The 17606-nt window shown below is 64.6% G+C and carries 13 protein-coding genes; 10 read left to right on the top strand and 3 right to left on the bottom strand.

Annotated elements, in window-relative coordinates; all coding sequences use genetic code 11:
* The first annotated feature begins 60 nt into the window (after positions 1–60).
* The 3 genes from SO156_RS18205 to SO156_RS18215 all read left to right on the top strand — a co-directional run bounded on the left by SO156_RS18205 (position 61) and on the right by SO156_RS18215 (position 4120).
* Positions 61–2079 (top strand): PQQ-dependent sugar dehydrogenase, encoded by a 2019-nt coding sequence (locus SO156_RS18205; RefSeq protein WP_498535809.1) that lies wholly within the window; start codon positions 61–63, stop codon positions 2077–2079.
* Positions 2036–2977, top strand: a complete 942-nt coding sequence (locus SO156_RS18210) for an SMP-30/gluconolactonase/LRE family protein (RefSeq protein WP_498535758.1) — start codon at positions 2036–2038, stop codon at positions 2975–2977. The genes SO156_RS18205 and SO156_RS18210 overlap by 44 nt, the downstream gene beginning before the upstream one ends.
* A 117-nt stretch (positions 2978–3094) precedes the next feature.
* Complete coding sequence (locus SO156_RS18215) at positions 3095–4120, top strand: histone deacetylase family protein (protein ID WP_498535759.1); 1026 nt, start codon at positions 3095–3097, stop codon at positions 4118–4120.
* Between the two features lie 37 nt (positions 4121–4157).
* Here SO156_RS18215 and SO156_RS18220 read toward each other — a convergent pair whose 3' ends face one another.
* Complete coding sequence (locus SO156_RS18220; protein WP_498535810.1) at positions 4158–4850, bottom strand: Crp/Fnr family transcriptional regulator; 693 nt, start codon at positions 4848–4850, stop codon at positions 4158–4160.
* A 509-nt stretch (positions 4851–5359) separates the two neighbouring features.
* Here SO156_RS18220 and SO156_RS18225 point away from each other — a divergent pair.
* The 7 genes from SO156_RS18225 to SO156_RS18255 all read left to right on the top strand — a co-directional run bounded on the left by SO156_RS18225 (position 5360) and on the right by SO156_RS18255 (position 15145).
* Entirely contained in the window at positions 5360–6730 is a 1371-nt protein-coding gene (locus SO156_RS18225; RefSeq protein WP_498535811.1) for an ABC transporter substrate-binding protein, read from the top strand.
* Between the two features lie 3 nt (positions 6731–6733).
* A complete protein-coding gene (locus tag SO156_RS18230) occupies positions 6734–7537 on the top strand; it encodes an ABC transporter permease (protein WP_498535760.1) in 804 nt (267 codons plus the stop codon).
* Positions 7534–8367 (top strand): ABC transporter ATP-binding protein, encoded by an 834-nt coding sequence (locus SO156_RS18235; protein ID WP_498535761.1) that lies wholly within the window; start codon positions 7534–7536, stop codon positions 8365–8367. Before SO156_RS18230 ends, SO156_RS18235 begins: the two co-directional genes overlap by 4 nt.
* 171 nt (positions 8368–8538) lie before the next feature.
* Positions 8539–12006 carry an ATP-binding protein gene (locus tag SO156_RS18240; protein WP_498535762.1) on the top strand — a complete coding sequence of 1156 codons (3468 nt, stop codon included), beginning with the start codon at positions 8539–8541 and terminating at the stop codon, positions 12004–12006.
* A 267-nt stretch (positions 12007–12273) separates the two neighbouring features.
* On the top strand, positions 12274–13113 hold the full coding sequence (locus SO156_RS18245) for a shikimate dehydrogenase (protein WP_498535763.1): 840 nt from the start codon (positions 12274–12276) through the stop codon (positions 13111–13113).
* A gap of 12 nt (positions 13114–13125) precedes the next feature.
* Entirely contained in the window at positions 13126–13968 is an 843-nt protein-coding gene (locus tag SO156_RS18250) for an amidohydrolase family protein (RefSeq protein WP_498535764.1), read from the top strand.
* Positions 13969–13990: 22 nt separating this feature from the next.
* The gene (locus SO156_RS18255; protein ID WP_498535765.1) at positions 13991–15145 is read left to right on the top strand and encodes an ABC transporter substrate-binding protein; all 1155 of its coding nucleotides are present in this window, start codon (positions 13991–13993) and stop codon (positions 15143–15145) included.
* Between the two features lie 48 nt (positions 15146–15193).
* Here the strand turns inward: SO156_RS18255 and SO156_RS18260 are convergent, their stop codons facing one another.
* Both SO156_RS18260 and SO156_RS18265 read right to left on the bottom strand, forming a co-directional pair.
* Positions 15194–16258 (bottom strand): endo-1,4-beta-xylanase, encoded by a 1065-nt coding sequence (locus SO156_RS18260; RefSeq protein ID WP_498535766.1) that lies wholly within the window; start codon positions 16256–16258, stop codon positions 15194–15196.
* A 12-nt stretch (positions 16259–16270) separates the two neighbouring features.
* A complete protein-coding gene (locus tag SO156_RS18265) occupies positions 16271–17257 on the bottom strand; it encodes a glycosyltransferase (protein WP_498535812.1) in 987 nt (328 codons plus the stop codon).
* Positions 17258–17606: the final 349 nt, after the last annotated feature.

A 17606-nucleotide genomic window follows, 5' to 3' on the forward strand; every position in this document is an offset into this window, starting at 1 on the left:
GGGGAAGCTTTGCAATTCACGAGAAAGGCCTTTGGCCGGCCGCGCGCGCTCGCATGCGTTCTGCTGGCTGCGGGGCTTGGCCTTGCGCCGCCGGCATCGTCCGACCCGATCCGGAAAAGCGGCTATGCGATCGGCACGGACACCTGCGGCAGTGGCGATCTCGCCTTCCCGAGACTTAAGATCGACCTCCGCCAAGGGTTTTGCGCCGGTCTCGTCGCCAGCGAAGACGATCATCTGAAATTCCCGCGATCGATCATCCAGATCCCCGGACATGAGCTGTTCGTGGTCGCCGACATGGGCGGCTGGGGCCACACCGACGGCCGACTGTTGCTGCTCGATCCCCGCGCGGCCGAGGGCAAGCGGATCAGGGAGCTGCTGACGGGGATCGAATATCCCTTCGGTCTGGCGATCGGTCCCGACAAGAAGCTCTATGCCTCCACCGACGAGACGATCTTCCGCGTCGATCCGCTTGCCGACAATCCGCGCGGCACGGTCGAGACCATCCTTCATCGTCTGCCGGGCCGCCGGCTCACCCTGCCTGATGGCACCAGGCTCGAGGAGAGCGCGCATCCGCTCAAGCAGTTCGTGTTCGACCGCACCGGGCGCCTGTTCGTCAATGTCGGCTCGCATAGCGATGACTGCATTACCCAGCCGCCGATCACGGGGCCATGCGCGCCGGCGGAAGGCGCCTCGGCGCTCGCCGCGATCTGGATGTTCACGCCGCCTTCAGGCGGCATCTTCCCCGCATTGAAGCCCAACGATCTCAATCCGCCGCACGAGGTCTATGCGCGCGGCTTGCGCAACTCGATGGCGCTGGCGCTGCACCCGCAATTTCCCGATCCCGGCTACGCTTTCCTGCAAGGTGAGAACGGCCGCGACCTGCCTGATATCTTCAAGCCGAACGAGGAGATCAACGCGATCGAGCAGGGCAAGCACTACGGCTGGCCCTATTGCTACGACCTCTCCACGGTGAGCCCGGAATTCAGGCTGGTACTGCAATCGGGGCCTTACAAGAACCTCTGCGCCGGCAATGCCCTCTACAAGCAGCCGTTTTCGCTGCTGCCGCCGCACGGCGCGCCGCTCGGGATGCTCTACTATCACGGCCAGAAGTTTCCGGAGCTGGAAGGCAGGCTGCTGATCGCCCTTCATGGCTATCGTCCGACCGGCAGCCGCCTGCTGGTCTACGACGTCGACGATCACGGCTTCCCCAAGGTGAGTCCGCCGCCAGTCCGCTACCATCTGAGCTGCGCCGCCGAGCCGACGCGCAGCTTCCGGACCGACGCAGGCGAGGTCGCCGCGGCACCCTTCGAGGAATTGATCGCTGGCTGGCACCGCGTCAACGGCGCGCGGCCGCAGGGCGCGCCCGTCGGCATCACCGTTGCGGAGGATGGCGCGATCTGGCTGGTCGAGGACAAGAACCAGACCGTGATCCGGATTGACCGCACGGATGGCAACGCGCCGGAGCCGCTCCCCTGCGACACGCGAAGCGCGGGGCAGATCGACCAGCTCGCCGCTTTCGTTGCAAAGGATGCACAGAACAGGGATCGGCTCTCGGTGCTGCGCAAGGGGCTCGTGCAGAAGCACTGCGTCGGCTGCCATTCGGATTTCGGACTGAAGCAGGACCAGTCCGACACCGAGAAGGACCAGAGCGTGCTGCGCTTCATGTTGTCACAGGACGGCTGGATCTATCCCGGCGATCCCGGATCCGGAAAGCTGCGTACGCGCCTGCGCGGCGTCGGCGCGGAGAAGCTGATGCCGCCGGGCGGCGAAGCGCTGGCGAAGACCGAGCCCGGCTACGCCCGCCTGCTCGACTATGCGGACTCGCTGGTCGCAAATATGATTCCGGGAACACGCATGCGGATCAAGCCCGGTCCACCGACGCGCAAATTCGTCGCGCGCAGCGGCAAGGAATGCGGCGAAATGCCGGCCACCAAGGTCGTCGTCGTGACACAAAGGACCGCTGTAGACAAAGCCGGCTTCAGCCGGTTCTACCGGCCGGCCGATCAATATCTCAACGGCGAATGCACCGACGACGATGGCTACTACATCCAGCAGAACGATCTGGTGCCTTTGCAGTAGCGTGCTCCTGGCGATCGCCGTGCAGCCGGCCTTCGCCGAGATGAAGCTGTTCGAAAGCACGCAGGTGACGCCGGCGGGCGAATACACCTTCGGCATCGAAGGGCCGGCCGTCGATCTCGACGGCAATCTGTTCGTGGTCAATCTCGGCAAGCCCGGCACGATCGGCAGATTGCCGGCGGGCGCTTCGGCGTCCGAGCCTTTCGCGCAGCTTCCGCAAGGCAGCGTCGGCGTCTCCATCCGCTTCGATCGCGACGGCACCATGTTCGTCGCCGACTACAAGGGCCACAACATTTTCGCGCTTTCCAAGGGCAACGCGGAGCCGCGCGTCTGGTTTCATTCCGACGAGATGAAGCAGCCCAACGACATGACGATCGCGCGCGACGGCACGATCTATGCGAGCGATCCGAACTGGAAGGGGCGCGAGGGCCATATCTGGCGCATCGCGAAGACTGCCGACGGATCGGTGCAGGGCCAGCTCATGGCGGCGCCGCGCGCGATGGGCACCACCAACGGTATCGATCTCAGCCCGGACGGCAGGACGCTTTATGTCGGCGAATCCAACAGCGGCGAGATCTGGTCGTACAGCATCCGCGGCACCGAGCTCACCGACGCAAAGCTGATCAAGACGTTCCAGCCCGACACCATCGACGGCCTGCGCACCGACGTCAGCGGCAGGCTCTATGTCGCGCGCATTCTCAAGGGCACGATCGCGGTCATGAAGCCCAACGGCGCGGTTCAGCGCGAGGTCGCGTTGAAGGGCAAGGAGCCAACCAACCTCGCTTTCGGCGGCGCCGACGGCAAGACCGTCTTCGTCACGCAACGCCAGGGCGGCTTCGTCGAGGCCTTCCGCAGCGATCAGCAGGGTCGCGAGCATTGCCTGCAACGCGGCGGTTGCTGAGCCGCGATCCGCGCTCCGCGCAGGGCACGCACGCAAGGTGCGGCGCTGTTCTTGCTTGCATCGCAGCGCCGCCGGGATCAAGACGTCATTCGATCCCAAGGCAATGGAGCCGCCCACGTGAAAGCCGTCTATAGCGAACTGCATCGCAGCCACGATCCGCAATTCTTCCTGGTGCGCGGGGTCGTCAAGCGCACGACCGAGCAGCCCGAGCGCGCGGACCGGCTGCTCAAGGGTTTGAAGGACGGTAAGCATCAACTTGTCGAGCCGACCACATTCGGGCAAGGACCGCGCGCGCGTGTCCATAGCCCGGAATATCTCGCCTTCCTCTCTGAGGCCTGGGGCGCCTGGAGCGCACTCGGCGATTCCGGTCCGGAGATGATCGGCAACATCCATCCTGTGCGGCATGCCGCCACCTATCCGACGCACATCGTCGGCAAGCTCGGCTGGCATACCGCCGATACCGCCGCGCCGATCGGGCCGGGCACCTGGGCTGCGGCCTGCGCGGCGACGGATGTTGCGACCACGGCGGCGCAACTCGTGATGGACGGCGAGGATGCGACGTACGCGCTCTGCCGTCCGCCCGGCCATCACGCCTATCGCGACATGGCCGGCGGCTTCTGCTTTCTCAACAACAGCGCGGTCGCGGCCGCGCATCTGCGGCTCAGGCATGAGCGCGTCGTGATCCTCGACGTCGACGTGCATCACGGCAACGGCACGCAAGGCATCTTCTATGCGCGACCCGACGTCTACACCATCTCGATTCATGCCGATCCGGTTGCGTACTATCCCTTCGTGTGGGGGTATGCCCATGAGCGCGGCGAGGGCGAGGGGCTCGGCACCAATCTCAACATCCCGCTGCCGATCGGCACGGGCGATGACGGCTACATGCAGGCGCTCGCGCGCGCCAAGACCGCGATCGACGCATTCGCGCCCGGCGCGCTCGTCGTGGCGCTGGGCCTCGACGCCTCCGAGCACGATCCGCTGAGGGGGCTAGCCGTCACCACGCCGGGCTTCCGACGCATCGGCCAGGCGATCGCGCGCATGGGATTGCCGACCGTGTTCGTGCAGGAAGGCGGTTATCTCTCCGATATCCTCGGCGCGAACCTGACGTCGGTGCTCGCGGGGTTTGAAGAGGCGCGGTGATCCGGCGCCGCCGGTGCCACGGCGCGATGAGATTGATCTAATCCTTGAACAGGATCTTCTCCAACAGGTCGATACGCTTGATGCGGATCACGCTGCCGTCAATGGCGATGATGCGGCGGTTCTGAAAACGCTTCAGCATCATGGTTACCCATTGCCGGGTCGAGCCGACCATCGCCGCGATCTGGTCATGGGTGATCTTGCGATCGATAACGATCGTATCGCCGTCTGGATTGCCGTGAAGCTCCGACAGGTTGAGCAGGAGTTGGGCCAGCCGCTCAATGACCGATCGCGTTCCCAGCATCTGCGCCATCGACGAATAGCACTTGCCCTTTGCGATCAGCCCGTCGATCAGTGCCAGCGCAAAGGTCGGCATATCCGTGAGCAGCTTCCCCAGCGCCGCGCCCGACAGGATCGTGATCTCGCAGGACTCGATGGCGATGCCGGACCACATATGGATGCCGCCGCCGGAGATCTCCGGCCCGCCAATGAAGTGTCCGGGCGTCCAGTAGGCCAGCGTGATCTCGCGTCCCGACGGCGCCGTGTAGTAGACGCGCACCTGACCGCGCTGGATGATGAAGATGCCGTCATGCCCTTCGCCCTGGTTGAAGACCATGGCACCCTGCGGCACGACGACGGTGCGTCCGGCCGCCTGGACCTGCAACCTCTGCGCGGCCGACAGGCGGTCGAGAAAATGCGCGCCGACGTTCAACCCGTCGACCGTCTCGCTCATGAACAGTGCCGTTGCATCCCTCGCGGCCGGCAGGGCGCGCGCGGCCCCGATGTCCTCCGCATGGCGCCAGTCGAGCCCGATGGCCGGAAGCCTCCGGCTTCGCAACGTCGTCGCCTCTTTGAGTGTCGTCATCACTGTCCGTCTGCACTCAGCATTCGCCGCTAGGTAAGAGTGATGCGGGTGGAATGTCCATCTCTTTGAACGCTATCACATGCACTTAGCAAAGCTCTTGCGTTGGGCGTATGCTGCCGAAACGATTTCATCTGTCGATGGCTTGCTCGCGAGAAAAATCGTTCGATCTCGCGCGTTCGAAACGACGACGAAGTTGCGACACGGATTATCTTGAGCGCACGACGCAAGTAATTGCTTCAACGCGAACGACCGAAATCCAATAGTTGCCGGCGAGTGATTTCGTGCCGGTGCGGTCAGCCCGGCCATTGCGAGCTGAGGACCGTTGCATGATCTCTTTTGGCCCCGTGAGGGGAAGCGTCGCTGCCATCGTCGTCACGATGGCTCTCGTCGGATCGTCGCATGCCGAGACCATCAGCGTCGCGGTCGGGACGCAGGACACCACGATCAATTGCGCGACCGGTGGCTTGCTGATCCGCGAACTCAAGCTCCTGGAGAAATTCTTGCCGCGTGACGGCAAGTACCAGGATGTCACCTACGACATTCAGTGGAAGAACTTTACCAGCGGCGCGCCGCTGACCAACGAGATGGTCGCGGGCAAGCTCGATTTCGGCGCGATGGCGGATTTTCCGGGCTCGCTGAACGGCGTTGCTTTTCAGAAGGCCGGGCGCCGCAGCCTTTTCATCAGCGTGCTGTCGGGAAGCACCAAGGGCAGCGGCAACGGCATCGTGGTGCCGGCGAATTCGCCGGCGCAGTCGCTCGACGATCTCAAGGGCAAGACGATCTCCGTTCCCTTTGCCTCGACCTCTCACGGCATGCTGCTGCGTGCGATCGAGGCCAAGGGCTGGAATCCCGAGACCGACGTCAACATCATCACGCAGGCGCCGGAAGTCGCCGGGCCGGCGTTGCAGGCCGGCAAGATCGAGGCGCATGCGGACTTCGTCCCGTTTGCGGAGCTGTTTCCCTGGCGCGGCTTTGCCCGCAAGATCTTCGACGGCGCACAGGCCAACGCTCCGACGTTCCATGGTGCGCTGGTCGATGCCGACTATGCCGAGAAATATCCGGAAGTCGTCGTCGCCTACTTGCGGGCGGCGATCGAAGCGGACCGCCTGATCGCCGAGGAGCCGGAGACATACAGCGAGCTGATTGCCAAGGTCACCGGCATCGAGGCTGAGGTCGACTATCTCTTTCATGGCCCGCTCGGGCTCCAGACCCGCGACGTCAGCTGGAAGCCCGAATACCGCCAGGCGGTCGCGACCTCGATCAAGACGCTGAAGCTGCTCAAGCGCGCCGACAGCGATCTCGACATCAACCAGTTCGTCACCGACAGGTTCATCCGTGCCGCGCTTGCGCAAGTCGGCCGCGACTACGATGCCGAGCTGAAGAACTACGCGCAGCTTCCGTTGAAGGCGAAGGATGCGGCGACCGGTGCCGAGATCTCCGATTTCAGCCGTGTCGCGCAGATATGGGTCAAGGGTGAACCGCATGTCCGCAACTTTGCCTCGCCCGAGAACGCGCTGAAGGCGCTCGCTGGCCTCGAAAAGGACGGCAAGGCCATCCGCGTCGTCTATGCGCAGGATCGCGAAAGCGGCATCAAGCTGTTCGCGAACCAGGCCTGGTTCGTCCGGTCGGCGAACGGCGAGCTGAGCGCCTTCCTGCTCAAGGACGCCGCCGAGCGTTGGTCGAAACAGCATGGCGGCGAGGTCGTCGACTTCAACGCCGCGCGCGAGTCCCTCGTTGCGAGCAGGTGAGCGATGCCGATCGCCTCAGTAGCGCACCGTCTTGCGGGCGCGCGATGGTTGACCCGCGGCTTCTCGATCCTTGCCTGCATCGCGCTGTGGCAGCTCGCCTCGACGCTGCATGTCAATCTGGGTGTCGTCACGTTCCGCAACGTGCCGCCGCCGACCGAGGTCGTGCAGTCGGCCGTCGTGCTCCTGAAGTCGCCAAAGCTGGCCGCGCATATCTCGAGCAGCCTTTGGCGCGTGCTCGCCGGATATGGCGCGGCGGCCGTTGTCGGCGTGGCCTTCGGCTTGGCGATCGGCCGGTCCCGTGCTGCGAGTGATTTGCTGCTGCCGCCGCTCGAATTGCTGCGGCCGATTCCAGCCGTGGCCTGGATCCCGCTCTCGATCCTGATCTTCCCGTCCTCGGAATTGTCGATGATCTTCATCACCTTCATCGGCGCCTTGTTTCCGGTCGTGCTCAATACGATCCACGGTGTCGCCAATGTCGATCGCCGGTTGGTTGCCTCGGCACGCAGCCTCGGCGCGACAGGCGTCTCCATCCTGAGCGAGGTGGTCCTGCTGGACGCCGCGCCCAGCATCGTGACCGGGCTCGCCATCGGCATGGGAACTTCATGGTTCTGTCTGGTCACCGCGGAGATGATTTCCGGCCAGTTCGGCATCGGCTATTACACCTGGGAAGCCTACACGCTGCAAAACTATGCCGACATCATCGTCGGCATGCTGATCATCGGCCTGCTCGGCATGGGCAGCAGCTGGCTGCTCACGACGGCGGGCCGGCTGCTGATGCCCTGGCGTAACCCGGCGGTCGTGCGATGAACATCCGCGTCTCCGATATTCCGGTGCGCAGCGTCGGCCGCATCGATATTGCGGATGTCTCGATCTCGCTCGGCGAGGGCGCTGACGCCTTCGAGGCGGTGGACCGGCTGAACTTTACCGTCGCGCCGGGCGAATTGGTCTGCGTGCTCGGTCCTTCCGGCTGCGGCAAGTCGACCCTGCTCGGTGCGCTGGCCGGGCACCTGAAGATCACGGCGGGCGAGCTCGCGCTGGACGGGCAGCCGATCCGCGGCCCGAGCCCGGATCGCGGCATGGTGTTTCAGCAGCACACCCTGTTTCCGTGGAAGCGAGTGCAGGACAATGTTGCCTTCGGCCCGAAGATGCGCGGGGTCGGCAGGATGGAGCGGCGGCGCGCCGCCGGCGAGATCCTCAAGCTGGTCGGACTGTCGGGGTTCGAGCGGTTCTATCCCTCGCAACTGTCCGGCGGCATGCAGCAGCGGGTCGAGATCGCACGTGTCCTGATCAACCAGCCGCGCGTGCTGCTGATGGACGAGCCCTTCAGCGCACTCGACGCGCAGACGCGCAGCCTGATGCAGGAAGTCCTGCTCGACATCTGGAGCAAGATCCCGACCACGACGGTGTTCGTGACCCATGACATCGACGAGGCGCTGTTCCTGGCGGACCGGATCGTGGTGATGAGCGCAAGGCCCGGGCGGGTGATCGAGGATTTCGTCCTGCCGTTCGCGCGGCCGCGCAGCCACGACCTCGTAACCGAGCCCGATTTCGTGCGCCTGAAACGCCACGTCATGCAGCTTCTGCGGCGCCCCGATGGCACCGAGCCGTTGGCCCGCCTCAGTCCGCTCGGCGTATAGCTGTCAAGAGACCCCGTTTGCTGGCCGGGGATGTCGTGCGTTTTTGCTCCGGTTGAGCTATTCTTCAAAAAACTGTGAAACGCGTCCAGTCCGAGGCGGAGTTTTGACTCTCAAAGTTTGTGGTTGAGGGCATATTCTCTTCGACGGAGAGTGCAGCCGAGCGGAAGCAGCATGCTGGAGACGGAGCCGAGCGCGGCGACGGAAACGGATTTGAAAGGCTGGCTTGAGGGCGCGGGGCTCGGCCAATACACCGAACTTTTTGTGCAGCATCGCCTCGACCTCGACGTCATGCCCGACCTGACGGAGGCCGATCTCGCCGAGCTCGGCCTGCCGCTCGGCGATCGCAAGCGGTTACGCCGGGCGATGGTGGCGCTGCTTTCGCCCGAACCGGCTGGGCCTCCGCCCGCCCCGCAGGCAATGGCGCGCGCCGAGGTCGGCGCCGAGCGGCGGCAGCTCACCACCATGTTCTGCGACATGGTGGATTCGACCCCGCTCTCGGCCCAGTTCGATCCCGAAGACGTGCGCGACATGATCGCGAGTTTCCGCGAGACCTGCGTCCGCGTGGTCAAGCATTATGAGGGTTTTGCTGCCCGCTACGTCGGCGACGGCATCCTGGTCTATTTCGGCTATCCGACCGCGCATGAGGACGACGCCGAGCGCGCGGTGCGTGCCGGGCTCGAGATCGTGCGGCTGCTGTCGACAGCCCGCGCGATCGAGCCGCGCGGCGCGCTGGGCCACGCGCCGGCGGTGCGCATCGGCATCGCCACCGGTCTCGTCGTGGTCGGCGATCTCGTCGGCCAGGGCACCGAGGAGCGCGATTCCGCAGTCGGCGAAACCGTCAATCTCGCAGCGCGGCTCCAGGGATTGGCGCCGCCGAATGGTGTGGTCATCTCCGCCTCCACCCAGTCGCTGCTGAAGGGCAAGTTCGACTACTGCAATCTCGGCGTCCAGGCGCTCAAGGGGCTCGCCGAGAAGGTCCAGGCCTGGCACGTGATGCGGCCCTCGCGCGTTGAGACGCGCTTCGCTGCGGCCATGGGCACGCGGCTGACGCCGCGCGTCAATCGCGAGGAGGAGGTCTCGCTGCTGACGGGGCGCTGGCAGCAGGCGAGGCAGGGCGACGGACAGGTCGTGGTGCTGTTCGGCGAGCCCGGGATCGGCAAGTCCCGCATCGTCCAGGAGATATTCGGAGCCATCGCGGGCGAGCGGCACGGGCAGATCTCGTTGCAGTGCTCCCCCTATTATACCTCGACCGCGTTTTATCCGTTCAGCGCGCAGCTCAAATTCGCGCTCGGGCTGGACCGCGAGGATGCGACCGCGATGTCGCTCCCCAATCTCGAGGCCGCCGTAGCCGCCGCGGGAAGCGAGGTCGCGCAGGTGACCCCGCTGTTCGCCGCGCTGCTGTCGATTCCGACGGGCGACCGCTATCTGCCGCTCGACCTGTCTCCGCAGCAGCAGAAGGACGCTACGGTGTCGGCCATCGTCAACCATCTGCTTGGGCTTGCGCGCGAGCAGCCGCTGGTCATCGCATTCGAGGACCTGCACTGGATCGATCCGACCTCGCGCGAGGTCATCGATCTCCTGGTCGACAAGGTGCAGGGCCAGCCGATCCTCGTCGTCATCACCGCGCGGTCGGAGTTTCAGCCGAGCTGGAATGCGCATTCGCACATCACGACGCTGGTCTTGAACCGGTTGAGCCGGCAATTGCGCACGACGCTGGTCGAGCGCGTCGCGGGCCGGGAGCTGCCCAAGGAGGTCGTCGAGGAGATCATCGTCAAGACCGACGGCGTGCCGCTGTTCCTGGAGGAATTGACCAAGACCGTCCTCGAATCCAACCTGCTGACCGAACGGCACGGCCGCTACGTGCTCTCCGGCGAGTGGCGGCAGCTCGCGATCCCGGCGACGCTGACGGACTCGCTGATGGCGCGCCTCGACCGCATGGGCCCGTTCAAGAAGATCGCGCAGATCGGCGCCACCATCGGCCGTGAGTTCTCCTACGAGACGCTTCACGCCGTCGCCAACACGCCCGCCGACCAGATCGAGGCGGCGCTCGATCATCTGGAGGAGGCCGGCCTGATCGTGCGCGGCGGTCACCCGCCGGATGCGCTCTACGCGTTCAGGCACGTCATGATCCAGAACGCGGCGCATGCCAGCCTGTTGCACAGTGAGCGGCGCAAGCTGCATTCGCGGATCGCCCAGGTGCTCGCCGAGATGTATCCGGAGAAGACCGCGCGCGAGCCCGAGCTTCTCGCTCACCATCTGACCGAGTCCGGCCAGAGTGAGGGCGCCGCGAGCTTCTGGCTCAAGGCGGGCAAGCAGGCAGCGAAGACGGGCGGTAACCTGGAGGCGATCGGGCACTTGCGCCGCGGCTTGAGCGTCGTCCAGGCCAACGCGCGCATGCAGGGCGCCGACGAGATCGAACTCCAGCTGCGTATCGCGCTCGGCAATGCGCTGATCGCGGCCAAGGGTTATGCGGTGCAGGAGGTCGAGGAAAACTACATCCGCGCGCTCGAGCTCGGCCGGCAGCTCGACGACGAGGAGAAGGCGTTCGCAGCGATGCGCGGGCTCTGGGTCTGCCATTTCATCCGCGCGGATTTGACACGCGCGCACGATCTCAGCGTCGAGCTGTTGAAGTTTGCCAAGCGCGTGCGGCTGAACGAGCGGGCGCGGCCCGCGCAGCAGACCGGCTATTTCATGGAGGCCCATCGTGCCATCGCGATGACCATGCTGTATCGCGGGCGCTTCGCGGTGTCCCAGCATCATCTTCACCGCTGCATCAATCTCTATAGCGCGGATCTGCATGCCGACCTGATGGAGCGGCACGGCACCAACCCCGGCGTCGTGTCGCTGTCCTATCTCGGCTATCTCCTGTGGTTCCTCGGCCAGCCCGACGTGGCGCGCCAGCACAGCGAGCAGGCGATCGCCAACGCCGAGAAGATCCGCCATCCCTTCACGCTCGCTTTCGCGCTCGTATTCGGCGCCTATCTCTGCCAGCACCTGCGCGACGTCGAAGGCACCCGCGATCACGCCAACCGCGCCATGATCATCGCAACCGAGCACAATTTCCTGCACTGGAAGCAGCAGGCCGCGATCCTGCGCGGCTGGGCGCTGACGCAGCTTGGTGACGTCGACGATGGATTGAGCCAGATGCGCGTCGGCCTCGACGAGTACGAGGCGATGGATTCCTGGCTCGCCGGCTGCTGGTTCAGATGCCTGTTGGCCGAGGCCTATGCGAAGGCCGGCTTCCGCGAGGCGGCCTTGCGCGCGCTCGACGGTGCGCTGGCGACCGCACGGCGCACTGGTGATCACTTCTACCTCGCCGAAGTCTATCGGTTGCAGGGGGAGATCACGCTCACCGCGGGCGGGCCAACCTCGGCCCGCGACGCCGAAGATCTGTATGAGCTCTCGCTCGACGTCGCCCGCAAGCAGGGCGCACTGTCCTGGGAGCTGAGGACCGCAGTCAGCCTGGCGCGGCTCTGGCAGGACGCGGGCAAGGCCGGGCAGGCCGAGCGGCTGCTGGGTCCCATCGTCGGCAAGTTCAGCGAGGGTTTCCTGACGCCGGACCTGATGCAGGCGGTGCAGCTGCTCAAGGAACTCGGCTCCGAGGCTGCTGGCGGTCAACGGGTCGACGTGGAGCGATAAGCGTCACGGCTTGAACGCGTCTTACGCGCTCGCACCGCTGCGGGTTCACTGGCATTGCGCAGGAACCGGGTCGGGCCAGCGCTCACCTCCCTTTTCACGACATTTGCCGCCGGGATTTCTCGCCGCGAGATTCCGATTGCCTGCGATTGGCGTTCCGCCTAATAATCTTGTACAATTGACCAAAAGCAGTCCGCCGGCTGGCTCCGGCAAGGGCCGGCCGATGCGTGCCATAGCGCGTGTCGCGCCAACGGAGGATGGATCGAAAGCATGTCCGCAAGCGGCTTTGGACTCGCCGGCGTCATCGGAATGCCGGTGGCGCATTCGCGCTCGCCGGTGATTCACAATTATTGGCTGAATGCCCACGGCATCCGCGGCGTCTATGTGCCGCTTGCGGTTCAGCCCGAGCGGTTGAAGGACGCGCTATCGGGCCTCGTCGCGCTCGGTTTCCGCGGCTGCAACGTCACCATGCCGCACAAGCAGACGGCGATGGCGCTGCTCACCCGCGTCAACGACACCGCGCGCCGCATCGGTGCCGTCAACACCATCGTGGTCGAAGAGGACGGCACGTTGTCCGGCTTCAACAATGACGGCAACGGCTTTGTGCACAGCCTGCGCGATGCGCGTACCGACTGGCGTGCCGACGAGGGACCGATTTTGCTGCTCGGCGCCGGCGGCGCCTCACGCGCGGTGGTCGTGGCGCTGCTCGAAAACGGCGCGCGCGAGATCCTGATCGCCAACCGCACGGCGGACAAGGCGGAGGCCTTGGCAAAAGAGTTCGGCAAAAATGTCCGCAGCGTCGCCTGGGCAGATCGGAGCACCGCGATCGCCGACAAGGCGCTTGTCGTCAACTGCACCGATCGCGGCATGGTCGGCAAGGATGCGCTCGAGATCGACCTCTCGCGGCTGAAGCCGTCAACGCTGGTCGCCGATCTCATCTACACGCCGCTCGAGACGCCGTTCCTGGCTGAGGCCCGAACGCGCGGCTGTTCGACCGTGAACGGGCTCGGCCTGCTGCTCAATCAGGCGCGGCTCGCCTTCAAGGCCTGGTTCGGCGTCATGCCCGACGTGACACCCGAGCTCATCAAGGCAATCGAAGCGACCTTCTAGAGGCGTCTCGCCATGACCCTGCCGGCGTGTCCCAAGATCGATTGCCACATCCACGCCATCGATCCCGCGCGGTTTCCGTACGCGCCCACAACGCCCTATCGGCCAAGCGGGCAGGAGATCGCGCCAGCTGCGCAGCTTCTCCGCGTGTTCGACGTCTTCGACGTCAGGCACGCGCTCGTCGTCGCTACCAACACCGGCTATGGCAGCGACAGCCGCATCCTGCTCGACACGCTCGCGGAAGGGAAAGGCCGCTTCCGGGGTGTCGCGGTCGTCGAGAGCGACGTCGATATGAAGGAGCTGGAGCGGCTCAAAACGGCGGGCGTGATCGGCGTCGCGTTCAACGTCCCGTTCCACGGCACCGATTATTATCGCAGCACCGCGCCGCTGCTGGCGAAGCTGGCCGATCTTGGCCTGTTCCTCCAGATCCAGGTCGAGCAGGATCAATTGCTCGCCTTGCTGCCGCTGATCGAGAAGTCGAACGTCAAGCTGGTGATCGATCATTGCGGGCGGCCGCCGGTCGAGCAGGGCCTGAACGGCAGAGCCTTCCAGGCGCTGCTGGCGATCGGCCGCGCACGCGATGCACACATCAAGCTGTCGGGCTACTACAAGTTCTCGAAGCTGCCGCATCCTTACGAAGACGCCTGGCCGTTCATTGCCGCGCTGGTTGACGCCTTCACGCTCGATCGCTGCGTCTGGGGCTCGGACTATCCGTTCCTGCGTGCCCCGGAGCGGCTGGATTATGGGCCGCTGCTCGCGGTGCTGAGCGGGCTCTTTCCCGATCCGGCCGATCAGCACCGTCTGTTGTGGCGAACGCCGGCAAGGCTGCTCGGCTTCGATCCAGGTCAATCAACATAACAAACAATAGAGGGAGAACGTCATGAAGGCCTTGGGAAAATGGAGCGGCATCGTCGCCGCCGCGTCGCTGTGGGCAGGCCTCGCGCAGGCGCAGACGACGGTCTACATCCCCGATGTCGTCGAGTTATCAGGCCCCGGCGCGGTCTCCGGCACCAACTGGCGCGACGGCGTCGCGCTCGCGATCGACGAGGTCAACGCCTCCGGCGGCATTCTCGGCCGGAAAATCGAGACCGAGCATCTCGACACCCAGAGCAACCCCGGCGTCTCGCGCGCCCAGGTGCAGAAGGTCCTGGACAAGGACCCGTATGTCGTGCTCGGCCCGATCTACTCCGGCTCGGTCAAGGTCAACATGGCGCTGACGCAAGCGGCCGAGATTCCGCAGATCGTCGGCGCGGAGGCCGCCGACATCACCACGCAGGGCAATCCGTTCGTTTTCCGCACCGCCTTCGGCCAGCAGTTCTCCATGCCGAAGATCGCCAACTATCTGCACGACAAGCTGAAGGTGAAGATGGTCGCGCTGGTCTGGGTCAACAATGATTTCGGCAAGGGCGGCCACGACAATTTTCTAAAGGAGATGAAGGCGCGCAATATCGATATCGCGGCCGACATCTCGACCGAGCAGGGCCAGGTCGATTTCGGTTCTGACGTCATCAAGTTGAAGAGCGCGAAAGCCGATGCCGTCTTCGTCTACACCAACGAGGAGGAGAGCGCCCGCTTCCTGATCGAGGCGCGGCGGCAGGGCCTGTCGACGCCGCTGTTCGGCGAAACCACGCTGCTCAGCCAGAAGGTCGTCGAGCTCGCCGGCCCCGCTGCCAACGGCGTGCGCGGCCATGTCGGCCTCAGCGCCGATGCGCCGGTGCCCGCGATCCAGGACTTCGCCAAGAAATTCAGCGCGCGCTACAAATACTGGCCCGACCACAACGGCATCAAGGGCTACACCGCCGTCTATCTCGTCAAATACGTCACCGAGAGGATCGGCAAGTTCGACAGCAAGGCCTTCGGTGCGGCCATGAAAGGCCTGACGCTGACGCCGGACAAGGCGCCGGGCATGCTTATGGAAGCGAGCTGGGACCAGAATGGCGACATCGACCGCGCGAGCTTCCTCGCGGAGATCGTCGACGGCAAGCAGAAGATCGTTGAGACGCTGCCGAAGCTGAAGGTTTCGAAGGGAGAGTGAACCGCACTTTCGGACGTCAGTTGATGCGAGACCCGATGTCGCGGCCGTTCACGCTGTCGTCGTGAACTTCGTGATGACATCCATGAAGGGCTTTGACTGAAAGCTCGCATCAAGCGGCAAGGGCCGGTTCGGCAGCTTGTCGCGCCGGGTGAATTGCTGGTTGATCCAGCTATGGCGGTCCGTGATGCCCCAGGTAAGGATGGAGTTGAGCGGGCCGCTCGCCGCAATCGCGCCCAGGAGGTCGTTCACACGCTTGGCGACGATGGAGTCGCGCTGGACGACATCGCCCGGCAGCTGTTGGTCGAAGACGTCGAGCTCGGTAACGAGGACCTCGAGACCCCACGAGCGCAGCTCGCTCACGAAGGCTGCGAGACCTTCGGTGTCGATCTCGAGTTCGGCATGCAGATGGCATTGCAGGCCCACGGCATGAAGTGGCGCCCCCTGATCGAGCAGGCTCTGGATGAGATTGCGCAGGGCGGCACGCTTGGCGATGAAGCTGTCTTTGGCCGACTCGACGTCGTATTCGTTGATGGCGAGCTTGACGAGCGGATCGGCCGCGGCGGCGGTGCGGAGAGCGAGCGAAATCCAGCGCTCGCCCAGCATGCGCGACCAATAGGTGTCGCGCCGGTCGGTCGGCTTGCGCGCATTATCCGGAATCGGCTCATTGACCACGTCCCACGAGGTCAGCTTATCTCTGTAGTAGGAGACCACGGTCGAGATGTGATCGACGAACGTCTCCTCCGCCGTCTTCGGGTCCTTGATCTGCTTGGTCCAGTCCGGAATGTCGTGATACCAGGCGAGCGTGTGGCCACGCATCGTCAGGCCGTTCTGCCGCGCAAAATCGAAGATCGCATCGGCGCGCTCGAACCTGAAGGTGTTTGCGTCCGGCCGCAGCATGGGCCATTTCAGCTCGCACTCGGGAACGACCTGCGTGCAATATTGGCTGATCGCCTCGCCGAGCCGTGGATCGGCCTGTAGATCCCAGAGATTGAGCGCGGCGCCATAGCCAGGGCGCCGGTTGACGGAGGCGGATGTCTGCGCCGCACTGGTCGATCCGGCGGCGAAAGCTGCGGCCGTGCCGAGCAGGAATTCGCGTCTGTCGAGTGTCGTCACGGCCGGGAGTCCTCAACGCGCCGGCTGGCGCTGCATCACTGCTTCGGCGATCTGGTAATAATGCAACGCCTGCTTCTCGAGCGTGAGATTGTCGGTCACGTATTGACGCGGCCTGAAGTCGCCCGCCTTGGTGTGCGTCCAGAACGCGTTCCAGCGTGAGGCGAAGTCGTCGGCGTCGACGAACTTCATGCCGCAGCGGTCGTCCCAGTAAGGCACAGAGGATACACCCTCGAACCTGACCCGGTGCGGAAAATACTTGGGATCACGCCATGGCCCGCCGCGATCCCAGGCAAACACGGGAACGCCGCTCGAAAGCGCCTGGAGACAGGCGATGCCCTGGCTCTCGTTCTGGCTGAGGAAGATCATGCTGCGGCAGCGTGCCAGCGCGGCCCGATAATCCTCCTCCTTGTAGCTGCCATAGCGAAACTCCTGAAACGTGAGGCCATTGGCCTGCAGCCGCGCGCGGATCGGTTCGAGCAGGTCCGGGGCAAAGCGATCGCGGTCCCAGAGAACCTTGTCATACAGCAGGACATCGACGCTCTTCTCAACGGCGTTCGACGGTGCCCACGAATCGGTGTCGATGCCGACCGGCCACACGTCGATGTCGGGCCAGCCGGGCCGGCACATGTCGGCGTACCACTTGCAGGGGACGACGATGTGCTTCACCGGATAGCGCGTCAGCAGATCGGGGGCTTCGACAGGGTGATCATAGGAGGCAACGCCGAGCAGGATCGGGTTCTTCCACTTGATCCGGTCGAGCACGAAGGGACGCCCGATGACGCAGGCGAGCTCCTCAGGATGCTTGCGGACGTGACGGTAGTCGTTGACGCGGTAGCGGATGCCCAGCCGGTCGAGGCCAGCGCATAGATTGAGGAACACGCGCTGCTGGCCGTTGATCCAGGGTTTTCCCAGGAGCACGCGCCGCAACAGCATCCGCAGATGCCGGTCGCCTCTGAACCAGCGGTCGTCCTTTTCCTCGAAGAAGAGATTGAGGACCATGCGCTCGCCGCGTGGGGGGTCGGGATGGATCGGAGGCACGATTGTGCTCACGGACCGGTCCACTTCGCCGCGCTGACCATCGGCCATGCGCAAATCCGCCCGGGCACGTTCAGCGACTTCCATTTGGCTCAAGTCCACACATTCGACGCACGGTTCTACCGGCGAAGCTTTAAACCATTATCTCACTTGGATGATCGCAGCGTGGAGTTCAAGGCGACCGCAAATTTAACGCTAACGTGCGAAATAGACCGGAACGGCGGCTTCGCAGGCCCGGATTGCCACTCTGTAAGCGGTATCTTCGCTATAGCTGCGGCGCCGTCCGCCAGACCGCGCAACCAGGGCAGATGAT

Source organism: Bradyrhizobium sp. UFLA05-125 (genome assembly GCF_059803515.1).

Excerpts from the sequence above, each read along its gene's own strand:
- SO156_RS18265 (WP_498535812.1), bottom strand. The coding sequence starts at position 17,257 with ATGGTCCTCAATCTCTTCTTCGAGGAAAAGGACGACCGCTGGTTCAGA.
- SO156_RS18240 (WP_498535762.1), top strand. The coding sequence starts at position 8,539 with ATGCTGGAGACGGAGCCGAGCGCGGCGACGGAAACGGATTTGAAAGGC.
- SO156_RS18210 (WP_498535758.1), top strand. The coding sequence starts at position 2,036 with ATGGCTACTACATCCAGCAGAACGATCTGGTGCCTTTGCAGTAGCGTG.
- SO156_RS18225 (WP_498535811.1), top strand. The coding sequence starts at position 5,360 with ATGGCTCTCGTCGGATCGTCGCATGCCGAGACCATCAGCGTCGCGGTC.
- SO156_RS18230 (WP_498535760.1), top strand. The coding sequence starts at position 6,734 with ATGCCGATCGCCTCAGTAGCGCACCGTCTTGCGGGCGCGCGATGGTTG.
- SO156_RS18245 (WP_498535763.1), top strand. The coding sequence starts at position 12,274 with ATGTCCGCAAGCGGCTTTGGACTCGCCGGCGTCATCGGAATGCCGGTG.
- SO156_RS18255 (WP_498535765.1), top strand. The coding sequence starts at position 13,991 with ATGAAGGCCTTGGGAAAATGGAGCGGCATCGTCGCCGCCGCGTCGCTG.
- SO156_RS18220 (WP_498535810.1), bottom strand. The coding sequence starts at position 4,850 with ATGAGCGAGACGGTCGACGGGTTGAACGTCGGCGCGCATTTTCTCGAC.
- SO156_RS18235 (WP_498535761.1), top strand. The coding sequence starts at position 7,534 with ATGAACATCCGCGTCTCCGATATTCCGGTGCGCAGCGTCGGCCGCATC.
- SO156_RS18250 (WP_498535764.1), top strand. The coding sequence starts at position 13,126 with ATGACCCTGCCGGCGTGTCCCAAGATCGATTGCCACATCCACGCCATC.